Below are 13865 nucleotides of genomic sequence, written 5' to 3'. Positions count from 1 at the left end.
CGCTTATTTCCTCACCCAATCCATCCGCTGCTTGCCCTGCGGGTTGCCCCGGCTCCGTCGAGCACAGCTACGCGATGCTCCGCCAGCAGGCAAAAACATGGTGGGGGAGGGGAATCCGGTACTTCAGGCGCCCGCCCCGCCCGAGCGAAACGGAGCATCACCTCATGAGAACCCAAACATTGATCCGCACGACAACGGCCGACACCACCGAACCGGTGACCGCCCCGGTCCTTCCTGCCGATGACCGGGCAGGGGACGGGTACGACTGGATGGACACCCTCGAAGGCACCGCCTGGTCGGTGCTGCCGAACTGGGGCAGCGAGGGGTGGGACGCGGGAGCCTGGCCGTACATCATCTTCGCCGTCGCCCGCACCCTCGACGGGAACGGGGAACTGTTCGGCTACGGCACCTGCGTCGAAGGCGACACCGCCACACACTGGTTCCGGTCCCAGAGCGCCTGCTTCGAAGCGATCACCGCCGAGGTGTTCTTCCACTGGGCCTCCGGCCAGTCCCACGGCCCGGACCACCTCCCCACCACAGCCGCCGAACTCCCGGCGCAGGACCGCAAGCCCTACCCCGGCTGGACGGACTAGAAGCCCTTGAGGTGTCCCGGCCGTGAACCGGCCGGGACACCCGCAGCGCACGCCAACACCCGTTGACAACATCATTGAGATTCCTTCGGATTGTAGGCGTCCGCTCCACCCCGTCTAGCCCCTCCTTCGTCGGGGCCTGCGGTGCAGGAATTTCCCTCCGGCGCTCCTAATTCGTTGTTAAGGCGGTTCTGGGAACGAGATCTTCTGGCTCGCGGGGCTGTCTTGGTGGGGTTCTGCGGTGAAGTCATTGGTGGTGACGCCTTCGGCGCTCTTGGGTCCTTGAATCCTCGACGCAGAGCGGCGCGTTCGCCGGCGGCCCTCCGCGGAACTCTGGATTCCGCGGCGCAGCACTGCTGCGACGCCTTCGGCGCTCTTGGGTCCTTGAACCCTCGACGAAGAGCGGCGCGTAACGGCGCAGATTGACGCCGCGGGATCTCCCTGGACTGGCCGGCAAATGCCGTGGGGTTTTTGCCGGCCAGGTTCCGCCACCCCGCGTGGCATCGGAACCCCCAACTGTTGGCGTGGTACTTGGTTCTCGTGGTGGCGTGCAGGCTGCGGGATGACCCCTTCCTTCTCCGGGAGCCGTGGAGCTCTTGGTCAGACCGGGGCGCCCGAAGTGGACTCGTTTCACGAACGGCTGGTGAGATGGCAGACCTTCGAGTCTTGGAATTAGGGCGCTGCGTGATCCGAACTGGCACACCCCGGGAATAGAAAGCACCTTGACTGCGAGGAGTACAGATTGGACATCTACTGCGGGATCGACTGGGCCGAGGGCCATCATGACATTGCCATCATCGACAGTGCCGGTGAGCTGCTGGCCAAACGCAGGATCACGGACGACGCTGCAGGCTATCGGGACCTAATGGAACTGCTCGCCGAACACGGGGACACACCCCTGAACCCGGTCCCGGTGGCGATCGAGACAAGCCAGGGCCTGCTCGTCGCAGCCCTGCGTGCCGGCACCCGGAGCATTTACGCGGTCAATCCGCTCTCGGCCGCACGCTACCGCGACAGGCATGGGGTCTCCAAGAAGAAGTCCGATCCGGGGGATGCTTTGGTGCTGGCGAACATCCTTCGGACCGACGCCCACGCCCACCGCCCTCTCCCGGCTGACAGCGAGCAGTCCCGGGCGATCACCGTCCTGGCCCGCGCCCAGCAGGATGCCGTGTGGGCACGCCAGCAGACGGCCAACCAGCTCCGCTCCGTGCTGCGCCAGTTCTACCCTGCGCTCCTGCAGGCTGCCGCCGTTTGGCAGAACGGGCTCACCCGCCCTGAAATCAGGGAACTGTTGCGCATCGCACCCACCCCGGGCACGGCTGCGCGGCTCAGCACCGCCCGGATCGAAGCCGCGCTGCGCCGCGCTGGACGCTCCCGCGGCATCGCCGCCCAGGCCCGGCGGATCAAGACCATCCTTCGGGGTGATCATGCCCGCCAGCCTCAGGCCGTTGAAGACGCCATGGGGCAGCAGGCGGCCAGCCTTCTGCTCCTCCTCGACGCTGCCTGCCAGAGCGTCGATCAGCTCAGCACCGCGGTCGAGGAAGCATTCCTCACCCACCCCGATGCCCAGATCCTGCTCAGCTTCCCCGGGATCGGCAACCAGCTTGGGGCACGGCTCCTGGCCGAGATCGGAGACGACAGGAAGCGGTTCGCCGACGCCCGGTCGCTGAAGGCGTACGCCGGCTCCGCGCCCATCACCAGAGCGTCGGGCAAGAAGAAATTCGTCGGCCGCAGATTCGTCAAGAATGACCGGCTCAGCACCGTCGGATACATGTGGGCGCTGTCCGCCCTGACCGGATCCCCAGGCGCCAGAGCCCACTACCAGCGCCGCCGCGCAGCCGGGGACTGGCATGCAGCAGCCCAACGGAACCTCTTCAATCGCCTCCTCGGTCAACTCCACCATTGCCTCACCACCGGTACCCGTTTCGATGAAGCCACAGCCTTTACTCCACCGGCTGCAAACCTCGCTGCTTGACTTCTTAAACACGTGAGATGTCTTCGTCGCTTATTTCCTCCGGGAATTTCCCGCCCCTTGCCCGGCGGGTAGACAGGGCTCCGTCGGCCGCCGAGCAAGCAAGCTTGCCAGCAACCAAAAAACAATCCGGGGGAGAGGGAAGCTGGCCGGTCACCACCGATCGCCCCGACACCCCACGTCTCTGCAAGGACAAAAACCATGAACGCAACACCCATGCTCGAAATGCTCGACCCCGCGACCCTGACCGTGGACATCAACGTCCGGAAAGACGCCGCCCTGACCCCGGATTTCATCGCCAGCATCAAGGAACACGGCGTGATGGAACCCGTGATCGCCCACCGCAGGGACGACGGAACCGTGCACGTCCTGATGGGACAGCGCCGCACCCGCGCCGCCGTTGAAGCCGGACGGCCCCAGATCCCGGTAATGATCATCGAGTCCCCGGAGGAAGCCGAACGCATCGTCACGCAGGTAGTGGAGAACATCCAGCGCGCCGAACTCACCGAAGCCGACGAAGCGGACGCTTACCACCAGCTGTCCCTGATCGGCGTCTCGGCCGCCGCGATCGCCAAGAAAACTGGACGGACCAAGACCACCGTCGAGTCAGCCCTGAAAGCCAAGTCCACCGAGACCGGAGCCGCGGCCCTGGGCAAGGGCTACACCATCGAAGAGGCGCTTGTACTCCAGGAATTTGAGTCTGACGAGGACGCGACGGCCGAAATCGAATCGGTCATCATGGACGAACCCGACATGCTCCTGCACGTCACCCAGCAGCTGCGCGACAAGCGCGACCGCGCCGCCGCACTCGCCGCTTTCACTGCCGACCTCGAAAAGGGCGGGATCACTATTGTTGAAGCCCCCGGCTACAACGACGAGAGCGAAACCCTTCGCGTCAGCTCGCTCAACCGCGCTGACGGGGAACCGGCCACCGACGAGGACGGAAACGCCGTCTACATCAACCAGAACTACCACGGCGAACACACCACCGTCCCTGTCATCGTCGGATGGAAAGAACTCGGCTTCACCCCACGGCACAACTACAGCGGCTATGGCACATCGGCCCCGAAAGGGCCGATGACCGACGAGCAGAAAGCCGAACGGAAAACCCTGATCGAGAACAACAAGCTGATGCAGTCCGTCCTGTTAACTGAACTTCATCGTAGAGTCTGGATCAGGGTTCTCCGGAGAGGTGGTACTCATGGACGACGTGCGGCTCAAACTGCTCGAGGGACGGACTGGCCTACTGGCAATAGGCGCCGTGGTCCCAAGAACGGACGGCCTCTTGCCCTACGTCGTCATCGACGACAAAGGGCAAGAGATCGAGGACTTCTCAGTGTTCCTCCGGGATCTCGTTCTGAGCGATATGAGCCCTTTGACCGTCCGCTCCTATGGCAATGACCTGCTCAGGTGGTGGCGCGTTCTTAGTCTGCTCGGCAGTGGATGGGAGCAGGCGACCCGCGCCGAAGTCGAGGTCCTCGTGGGATGGATGCGGTCCGCAGTGAACCCTCAGCGGCCGGGGACTGGTAACCGGGGCAGGAATTCGCGCACCGGTAAGCGTCCCCTGGCCGGGGGCTATGCACCGGCAACTATCAATCACGCCCTCTCGGTAATCTCGTCTTTTTACTCCTACCACGCACGCTTCGGTCGTGGACCCCTGATAAACCCGGTCCCTGAGGCTGCCGGCCGGAGACGACTCGTTCATCGAGGTCGGACCGAAACAATGCCACGGGCCAATCGGGCTCCTCTGCGGCAAAAGAAGTCCGAATGGCTGCCCCGTTCCATCCCGGATGACCTTTTCGACGATTTGATGGAGGCTCTGCGGACCAACCGCGATCGTGCCCTGGTGAGTATGTATGTCTCCTCCGGAGCCCGCGCGAGTGAACTGCTCGGCGTCCACGGCGATCAGATCGACTGGGCCGGGCAACGTGTATGGGTCGTATCTAAAGGATCCCGTCTCCTGGAGCCGGTGCCTGTCTCACCGGAATCCCTGCAGTATCTGACCATGTACTTCCACGAGCACGGAAGTCCACGGCCCGATGAATTGATCTGGCGTGCACTCCATGGCAAACCGCGGCCGCTCACGTATCACGCTGCCCGCCGAATGCTGCAACGGGTGAACGCAGTGCTGGGCACGGACTGGTCACTGCATGACTTCAGACACACGACCATCAACCGCATGGTCGCTGACCCTAATCTGACCTTGCCTGAAATCATGGCCGTCAGCCGGCACCGACAAGTCTCCTCGATGACTCCCTATCTACGGCCTCGGATCGATGAGGTCTTCCAAAAAGTACAAGAGCACATGGCATCCCCACGACCCCAACCAACGCTGACCCCAGGCTACGACCCCGACGACTTCTCAGTGGTGTTCGGTGCCTAAGGCCCTTAAACGACCACAACAGCGGCCGGTAAACGCAGCTGTTCCCGGGAGAACCCGGAACCAGACCGTCATCATTGCTGCTCCGGCGGCGCGACCGGAAATTCCGCCATGGCCTCGCGGTGATCTGGACACCGCAAGTCCCGAGAGCATCATCGCCTTGACCGACACGATATGGCCACGCAGTCAGCCACGTGAATCACTGCGCCATCACGGGCTGAAATGGCTGCTGTCTTATCTCGTAAGACACTCCGGACGGACCTGGCAGGAGAAATGGATCTCGTCAGGATTCAACGATGGTCACCGCAAGATACGCGAGTTGGCCACCGGAAATTTTCGTCTTGACGGTGAACTCGGACATTCGCTGATGCTCCTGTGCTGTCTACGTGTCATTCGCCCTTCGCTGGAAGCCTTCAAAATCAACTCGTTCGTCCGCTACCACGAGCATTTTGAGCAAGCACAAAACGATCCCGATCTCGACCGCTTCCTTGCCCTCGTTGAACAACAGGACACATCCAACCACTTCAAACGCTGCGCTCGGATGGATGTGGCATCAGCACTTACGACGCAGGGAATCCGGTTCGTTGACCTGAGCGCGGAGGCGTTACTTCACTACGCCGTAGCCACGCGCGAAGGGGGATGGGGCGGCGGTTATGAGACGCACGTCGGTTACCTTGCCTGGCGGGTGATGTCCGAATCCGGGCACTTTCCTGCCCAGGTCCCGCCAACTCTCCGCGCGGCGATGCGATCCCCGGCTCAGACGCCGGCCGAGTTGGTCGACAAACATAACATCATCAACCCGGACATCCGCGACGTCTTCGTTGCTTACCTGACCCGGCGCAGCCACGACATAGACTTCGCCACCCTGCGCGACCTTGCAGCGGACATTTGCGGCAAGTTTTGGAACGGCCTCCAACAGATCAACCCTGGCCAGGCGACTTTCGTCATCTCCCAAACGGACTACGAAAGCTGGCGCGCCGTGGTGGCCCTCCGCCGCGACGGAAAACCACGCCTTCAGCTCGAAGCCATCATGACGAACATCAGGGCCTTCTATCTCGACCTGCAGGGCTGGGCGGCCGAAGAACCCGAACACTGGGCCCGATGGGTAGCGCCTTGCCCGATCGCTGGCAGAGAGACCCGGACGGCGGGCAAAGCGGCCCGCCGGGCAAAAGAACGCATGGACTCCAGAATCCGCCTCCTCCAGCCAGTGCTCCCGGCTTTCATCGCCGCTGCCACAGAACGGAAAGATCACTTCCAGGAACTTCTGAAAGTGGCCGCCGAAACCCGCAAAGACGAGGTCATCACCATCGGCGGGAAGAAGTATCAACGGCTATACACCGAAGGAGACGCCAGGCACCGCCGCTTCCACGGAGCATCCAACGTCCGCGTGCTTGACCTATCCACCAACCGCAAGATCAACGTGACATTCACCGAGGACGCCGTCTTTTGGCAGTGGGCAGCCGTGGAGACCTTGAGGCACACCGGCCTTCGGTGCGACGAATTGCTGGAACTGTCTCAGCTGAGCATCCGTCAATACATCCGACCGAACAGCGAAATTGTCGCACTCTTGGTCGTCGCTCCCTCAAAAAATGATCGGGAACGAGTCATACCCATGAGCCCTGACCTTTTCCACGTCATCGCCACGATCATTCGACGCCTGACCAGGAACAGGGAAGGCGTGCCACTGGCGACTCGATTCAATCCCTACGACAGAGTCACTAGCGAGCCGCTGCCGTTCCTCTTCCAGCGCACCATCGGACAACGCACTGAAGTGATCAACGCCGGATCGCTTCGTGATGAACTGGCCAAACTCAGCGACGCCGTCGCCATCGATCATCCCGAGCTGGGTGGTTGCCGCTTCACACCGCACGACTTCCGCCGCCTTCTGGCCACGGACCTGGTCAATAACGGTCTGCCTATCCATATCGGCGCCGCACTCCTGGGACACCTCGATATCCAAACAACCCACGGCTACGTCACCGTCTTCCGCGAAGACGTGGTCCGGCACTACCAGAAACACCTCGCCGAGCGGCGGGCCGCGCGTCCAGCCCGGGAATACAAATCTCCAACCGATACGGAATGGGCTGAATTCGAAGAACACTTCGACAAACGGAAAGTCGAGCTCGGGAACTGTGCACGCCCCTACGCCACCCCTTGCGAGCATGAACACGCCTGTATCCGCTGTCCCATGCTCCAAGTCGACCCCGGAATGCTCGGTCGGCTCGACGAGATCCATTCAGACCTGATGGCCCGACGTGAGCTCGCTCAGACGAAGGGGTGGTTGGGGGAGATAGAAGGCATCGAACTGACCGTTCAGTTCCTCAAACAGAAACGCGCCGACGCTCACAGTTGATTGTGTCAAGTATTTTTGGCCCCAGAGGGGCGATTGAAAGTGGCCCCAGGTTCACGGAACGTTGTTGTGGGTCTCGGGCTCGCGGGACGGTTTTCGCACCGGTTGGCTAAGGGTTCCTGTATCGCCCGGGGAACGGCAGATGCCGGTCGGGGGTATGGAGTCGGGGCGCCGTCGTTGCTAGCATGTCAGATCTCTTGAGTGGGAGAAATCCATTCTGGAATGGAAAAGGTCCGACCTGGCGTGCGCCGGGCCGGACCTTTTCAGTGAGACGCGCTAACAGTCCAGACCCACTACCCGACCTTGCCGGAGAGTGCGACCAGTACCCCTGCCGTAGCGAAGTATTTATTGCTTCCCAGATCGCGGATGGTTTTGATTCCCATACCGGCAAGCAGTTCGTCGTGCTTTTCGGTCAGTCCGGCAAGAGCCGAGGGCGGGGCCGAAAGGACCTCGTCCAGAGTCGAGTTCTCGTAGCCCTTGTCCAATGCCTTGCCCAATTCAATCGAAACAGCCACTTTTCATGTCCTTTCATCGATGACGGAAAACAAGCACAGCCAGCCTGCGGCTGCACGAACGCCGGGATTTATCCCTGCGCCGCTGAGAGACACGCTATCGGAGCATCGCTCTGCGGAACGTAAGCGTGCCGAAGCGATTGGGCGGCGGTTTAGCCCTGAAAGCGGATTTTGGTGGGTTTGGGTCCGCCGACTTGATTAGGCCCTGCGGTCTTGCCGGAGGGAATCCCGGATTTCCGTGAGCAGGGCAATCTGGGGGTCTTCGGCCGCTTCTTCCTTGACGTCCGGGTTGATGCCGAGGCGCCGGTTGCGGCGCTCGATCATGTGGTTCATGGGCACGACGATGACGAAGTAAATGGCTGCCGCCACGAGCACGAAGTTAACAATTGCTGTGAGCAGGACACCGAATTTAATGTCGTTTCCGTTGAGGGTCACGACGGCGAAGCTATCGAAGTTCGGAGATCCGACCAAGGCCGCGATGAACGGCATGAGAACGCTTTGGACTAGGGCCGTGACTACGGCACCAAAGGCGGCACCAATCACGACGGCGACGGCAAGGTCTACGACGTTGCCCTTCATGATGAAATTCTTGAATCCGGTCAACATAGCGATCAAACTACCCCACGCGGACGCCGTATCGGATACTTTTGGGGAAAGTTTCGTGGTGAGTTATCCAGTGCCTGCAGGCGCCCGTGGCATGAGGTCGGATTCACCTCTGCGGGGACCTTGGGTTCCTGCAGCGGGGTTGTTCGCCTGTTCCGAACTTTTACGCGCGATGCCATGGGCCAGGCGATAGGAGTCGGTGCCGGTTTCGATGATGGTGCCCTTGAAGGTGAGGCGGTCCACGATGGCTGCACAGAGGCGCGGGTCGGTGAAGGTTTTGGTCCAGCCGGAGAATGACTCGTTCGAGGCGATCGCGATGGAATTCTTTTCCTCGCGTTCGGTGAGGACCTGGAACAGTAGTTCGGCGCCCCGCCGGTCCAGTTCCATGTAACCAAGCTCGTCGATGCAGAGCAGGTCCACCCGGCCGTACCGGGCGATGGTCTTGGCCAGGACCTTCTCGTCGGCGGCTTCGACAAGTTCGTTTACGAGCCGGGTGGCGAGGGTGTATTTTACTCGGTAGCCCTTCTCTGCGGCGGCGGTGCCGAGTCCGATGAGCAGGTGGGATTTGCCGGTCCCGGAGTCCCCAATCAGGCAGAGGGGTTGTCCTTTGCGGATCCATTCCCCGGTGGCCAGGGTGTGGATGGTGGCGGGGTTGATGTTCGGGTTCGCGTCGAAGTCAAAGTCCCCGAGCCACTTGTCCCGGGGAAAGTTTGCGGCTTTCACACGGCGGATCGAGGAGCGCCGGTCCCTGTCGTCGCACTCGGCCAGCAGCAGCTCGGCCAGGAAGCCTTGGTAGGAGAGTTGTTCCTTCCCCGCGACGGCGAGGGCTTCATCGAGGACTGCCCGGATGGTGGGCAGGCGCAGCCGGCGGCAGGCCTGGTCCACGGCGGCAACCGCTGCCTGTTCGGTCAGGCCTCGCCGCCGGCGCAGGGCCGGGGTGATGGTGGTCGCCGGTGCGGTGGGGCTCATGAGATGTTCTCCTTTGACGCGGTTCCTGCGGGGTGTTCCGAACGTTTGGCCAGCAGCTCGTCATAGGCGCGGACCGATGGCAGGGGCCGGCTATCAGGTGGCAGCCCGGCGATGACGGCGACGGGGTCCATGAGGCGGCGCTGGGTGAGACTGACAACCCGTTGCACCTTCTCTTCAGCATGAACACCGGGATGACGGTCCGAACTGGCCCCACCCCGGCAAGATGTCGTGGCGTGTCTGCGGGCTTCGACCGCGACGACGTCGGCGCTGACCGCGCCCACTACGAGGGCCGCGGTGATGCCTGCGTGGATGTCGCAGGCGTCCATGGACCGGTGGAGGAGCAGGACGTCGATGAGTTCACGGGTCCCGTCGGCGTCGCCGTTGACCCGGCGGGAGGCGGCCCAGAATGCCTCGTGCGCGCTGCTGAACGTCCCGGACTCTCGCGCCCGGGCCAAAGCGGTGGAGCCTGGAAGGGCGCCGGGCTTGGTTTTGAGGACCTCGAGATAGTGGTCCAGCTGGACCGACTGCCCGGACCGGGCGGCGAGCCGCTGATGCCTGGCGACCACGGTGCGGCCATCGAACACCACGACCTCGGACGCCCGCAATGACACCCGGACCCTCCGGCCGATGAACCGGGCCGGGACGGAATACTTCACCATCCGGACGGTGACCATCGAGGACCTGTCGACCCTCGGGTTCAGCGCCAGACCCGGATCGAATTCCTCAGGCGGCAAGGGGGCCAGGAACGGCCGTTCGATCTCGAAGTCCTGGCCTATCGTGCGGATCCTGTCATTGATCCTCCTGTCCTCGTCCTGGGCCTCCCACGCCCGTATCCGGTCGTTGAGCTCGTCCAGGGAGTCAGCAACCGGCATCGGTGAAAGCCGGTTGCGGCGGAACCAGCCCACCTCACCCTCAACCCCGCCCTTTTCGTGGGCCCCGGCGATACCAGGCTGGCAATAGAAGGGATCGAAGCCGTAGAACGAACGGAACAACACCCATCTGTCGTTCTCCCGGCGCTGCCGGCCCTGACCGAACACCACAGCGGTGACAGCACTGCTGAGATTGTCATAGCGGATGTGTTTAGTCGGGATGCCGCCCAGAACCTTGAAGGCCTCGATGTGCCCTTCAAGGAAGGCCTCCTGGGCCTGGGTCGGGTAGATCCGATGGATGGCCCTGCCCGAATGCGATAACCGGAAAATGAACAGGTGACACTTCGTCTTCACCCCGTTCAGCACGACATAGACCTCGCCGAAGTCCACCTCAGCCTCAGCACCCGGAGCGTGTTCCTGAGGAACGAACACCTCAACCCGGCGGCCAGCCTCCACATCAATCTGGGCCCGACGGACCCTTACGTAATCACGCACCGTCGAATACGACAGCTCCTGCGCACCGTGCTCTTCAATGAGCCGGGCCAAAATCCTGCGTGCAGTATGGCGCTGCTTCCGCGGCGCCGTCGTGTCCTCGATCAGCATCGCATCGATCGCGCCCTTAAAAGGCTCCAGCCTCCAGGACACGCCTTGCCTCTGTTTACGCTCCGGAGGGGCAGCCGAATCCAGCGCCTGCCTTACCGTTCGCCTGTGAACCCCGTACCGGACCGCCAACGCACGAACCGACAGGCCCTCAACCCGGGCGTCCCTTCGAATCCGCGCGAACAACTCCACTCTCGACTCCATCCAGACCAGCCTTCCGCCGCATCCATCCAGTGATGAATCCAACGTTGAAGGTGGGGCCACAAATAACCGCCACAGGTGCCCGGCGAGTCATGAAGTGGGGCCAGAAATAACCGTCCTGCCGGGGCCATATAAACCTGTCACAGCCACACAGTGCTGTCCAGCGCGGACAGGTAGACCTGGGTATCCCGGCTGTCCGTCGCTAACGGGTAATTAGTTGGCAGGGCCGAACGCTGTCTGATCTTCCCAGGGCCGATTGGGAATCAAGATTTTCCCCTCCTGCCGGTTACACGCGGCTGGCCACGGGGCTCCTTGCCCGCGGCAACCGGCAGACCCGGGACATGTGAAGAGCACGAAAAGGTCCCCGGTTCAACCGGGGACCTTTTCATGCTCAGAGTTCACGCAGCCACCCTGTCAGGGGTTCCGCGTGCTGCTTTGATTTCTGGTCTCCCATTCTTCTGACTCGAAAAACTCTTCTAGCTCTGCCCGCTGACCTTCGGATACTTCAGCGCCATCATCAGCCAAATCAAACAAAGGTAAATAACCTTTCTGCTTGGCTAAGTCGTTGGCAATGGCCAGAGATGCTTTGTCTTCCGCAGAAACTTCTTCATCTCGAAGAATGCGTTGGGCTGCGTGCTCACCTCCGGAGACCTGCAATATCACCATGAGATCGAAATTTCTTAGTTCATGACGCTTCCAGATGCTTTTCAGTTCAAGTGGTCCGTAGGTTGTTTCGCCTGCCCTGTATTCCTGACTGTTCATTCAGACCCTCACTTGTAGCACTCCGTTGTATGCCGTCCTACTTCGCTTCCGTCCTTCTTAAGGTACATCGTTGCGGTGTAACGACCCGATCCATGATTGGCCGCGTAGAACGTGGAAGTGGTCAGGAAGCCGCTGCTGCTCGCTTGCAGCGTCTGACGGGGCCAGTTGTCGTACTCGCCGGTGCCGTCTGGGAAGGTTACGGACCACCAAGTCTCATAATATGCGCCGCCCTGAAGGTCCCATGCCGCGCCGCTGTATGCAAAAGAACTTCCGGAGCACCCTACATAGACGTCAACCTCTGGCCACCACAGACCGGACGGACTGGCTTGGTCATTGAACTGGTCCCCGAAAGTTGGACTCTTTAATTATGATCCCAAGACAGTAGCTAAAGTTTCATCGACCGCTGTCGTTTGATACGCGAAAGAGCTCCCTTCCAGAGTTTGGAGGGGAGCTCTTTCGGTTTGTTCAGTGGCCGGCGCTGAGTTTACCGCCGAGGCGTTCGCGCATGAGGGTGCTGGCGTCGTTGAGGCCGATGATCTTTACCTCTTTACCGTGGTGGTGGTATTTCTCAGTAATGGCGTCCAGGGCCGCGATGGTGGAGGCATCCCAGAGGTGGGAGGCGTGCATGTCGATAATTACGCGGTCGGGGTCCAGCGCGTACTCGAACTGGGTGTAAAGGTCATTGGAGGAAGCGAAGAACAGTTCTCCGTCCACGACGTAGGTGGCGGTTTCATGGCCGCCGGTGATTGTGACGTGGCGTTCGACGGTGACCAGGTGTGCGACGCGGCGGGCGAACAGGACCATCGCGACCATGACGCCGGCACCGACGCCCACGGCCAGGTTGTGCGTGGCCACGGTGCCGATGACGGTGGCGACCATGACCGCGGTTTCGCTCTTGGGCATGATCTTCAGGGTCCGGGGGTGGATGCTGTGCCAGTCGAAGGTGGCGACGGAGACGAAGATCATGACGGCGACCAGCGCGGCCATGGGGATCAGTGAGACGATGCCGCCCAAGGCGACGACGAGTATCAGCAAGAAGACACCGGCGAGGAAGGTGGAGATCCGTGTCCGTGCGCCTGAGGCCTTGACGTTGATCATGGTCTGGCCGATCATCGCGCAGCCGCCCATGCCGCCGAACAAGCCGGTGACGACGTTCGCGACCCCCTGGCCCCAGGCCTCGCGGGTTTTGTGTGAGCGGGTGTCCGTGACGTCGTCCACCAGCTTGGCGGTCATGAGGGATTCAAGCAGGCCCACTAAGGCCATGGCCAGGGAGAAGGGGAAGATGATCTGCAGGGTCTCGAGGCTGAACGGAACGTTCGGAATGAACAGGGTTGGCAGCGCGTCGGGCAGCTCGCCCTTGTCGCCCACCGTGGGGACCGCGACGGCGGCGAAAACGGTGATCAGCGTCAAGACAATGATGGCAACCAACGGTGCGGGGACGGCCTTGGTCAGCTTCGGCAGGCCAAAGACAACGACCAGGCCCAGCGCCGTGAGCGGGTAGACCAGCCACGGGACACCGATCAGCTCGGGGACCTGAGACATGAAAATCAGGATGGCCAGCGCGTTGACGAAGCCCACCATGACCGAGCGCGGGATAAACCGCATGAGCTTTGCCACCCCGGACAGGCCCAGGATGATCTGGAAGATGCCGGCGAGGATGACGGCGGCGACAAAGTAGTCCACCCCGTGGGTCTTCACCAGCGGCGCGATGACCAGGGCGATCGCGCCGGTAGCGGCGGAGATCATGGCGGGGCGGCCACCGACGAAGGCGATGGTGACGGCCATGGTGAAGGACGCGAAGAGTCCGATCCGCGGGTCCACTCCGGCGATGATCGAGAAGGCGATCGCTTCCGGGATCAGGGCAAGGGCGACGACGAGGCCGGCCAGGACTTCGGTCTTGAGCCGGCGCGGTGACATCAGGGTGCCCCGCACCGACTGCAGCTGTTCAGGGGTGAACGCCGGCGGGTGTTCGACTTGTGTGGCGGCCATTTCTGGCTCCGTTCGTGGTGAGGAAGACGCGCGGGTGCGGCTTCATTGTGCAAGTGACTTTGGGGGCG

11 protein-coding genes are annotated in these 13865 nt (G+C 62.0%); 5 read left to right on the top strand and 6 right to left on the bottom strand.

Annotation, left to right across the window (positions count from 1 at the left end; translation table 11 throughout):
* Positions 1–164: 164 nt before the first annotated feature.
* From LFT44_RS20885 to LFT44_RS20860, 5 genes are all read left to right on the top strand, one after another.
* Entirely contained in the window at positions 165–593 is a 429-nt protein-coding gene (locus tag LFT44_RS20885; RefSeq protein ID WP_236803013.1) for a hypothetical protein, read from the top strand.
* A gap of 739 nt (positions 594–1332) precedes the next feature.
* Positions 1333–2565: an IS110 family transposase gene (locus tag LFT44_RS20880; RefSeq protein WP_236799534.1), complete on the top strand. Its 1233-nt coding sequence runs from the start codon at positions 1333–1335 to the stop codon at positions 2563–2565.
* A 198-nt stretch (positions 2566–2763) separates the two neighbouring features.
* A complete protein-coding gene (locus tag LFT44_RS20875; RefSeq protein WP_236803012.1) occupies positions 2764–3963 on the top strand; it encodes a ParB/RepB/Spo0J family partition protein in 1200 nt (399 codons plus the stop codon).
* 322 nt (positions 3964–4285) lie between these two features.
* Complete coding sequence (locus tag LFT44_RS20865) at positions 4286–4945, top strand: tyrosine-type recombinase/integrase (protein WP_236803165.1); 660 nt, start codon at positions 4286–4288, stop codon at positions 4943–4945.
* Positions 4946–5102: 157 nt separating this feature from the next.
* Entirely contained in the window at positions 5103–7295 is a 2193-nt protein-coding gene (locus LFT44_RS20860; protein ID WP_236803011.1) for a tyrosine-type recombinase/integrase, read from the top strand.
* Between the two features lie 290 nt (positions 7296–7585).
* On the opposite strand, the gene LFT44_RS20855 is transcribed toward LFT44_RS20860, so the two are convergent.
* From LFT44_RS20855 to LFT44_RS20830, 6 genes are all read right to left on the bottom strand, one after another.
* Complete coding sequence (locus tag LFT44_RS20855) at positions 7586–7807, bottom strand: hypothetical protein (RefSeq protein WP_056741113.1); 222 nt, start codon at positions 7805–7807, stop codon at positions 7586–7588.
* Positions 7808–8002: 195 nt separating this feature from the next.
* Complete coding sequence (gene mscL, locus LFT44_RS20850) at positions 8003–8410, bottom strand: large conductance mechanosensitive channel protein MscL (protein ID WP_090584173.1); 408 nt, start codon at positions 8408–8410, stop codon at positions 8003–8005.
* Between the two features lie 63 nt (positions 8411–8473).
* A complete protein-coding gene (istB, locus tag LFT44_RS20845) occupies positions 8474–9376 on the bottom strand; it encodes an IS21-like element helper ATPase IstB (RefSeq protein WP_236803010.1) in 903 nt (300 codons plus the stop codon).
* Positions 9373–11049: an IS21 family transposase gene (gene istA / locus LFT44_RS20840; protein ID WP_236803009.1), complete on the bottom strand. Its 1677-nt coding sequence runs from the start codon at positions 11047–11049 to the stop codon at positions 9373–9375. Before istA ends, istB begins: the two co-directional genes overlap by 4 nt.
* Before the next feature lie 411 nt (positions 11050–11460).
* Positions 11461–11808: a hypothetical protein gene (locus LFT44_RS20835; RefSeq protein ID WP_236803008.1), complete on the bottom strand. Its 348-nt coding sequence runs from the start codon at positions 11806–11808 to the stop codon at positions 11461–11463.
* Positions 11809–12273: 465 nt separating this feature from the next.
* Positions 12274–13797 carry a SulP family inorganic anion transporter gene (locus LFT44_RS20830; protein ID WP_236803007.1) on the bottom strand — a complete coding sequence of 508 codons (1524 nt, stop codon included), beginning with the start codon at positions 13795–13797 and terminating at the stop codon, positions 12274–12276.
* Positions 13798–13865: the final 68 nt, after the last annotated feature.

Origin of the sequence: Arthrobacter sp. FW306-05-C (assembly GCF_021801725.1) — a bacterium.
GTDB lineage: Bacteria > Actinomycetota > Actinomycetes > Actinomycetales > Micrococcaceae > Arthrobacter.
This window is presented reverse-complemented; position numbering and strand designations above follow the sequence as displayed.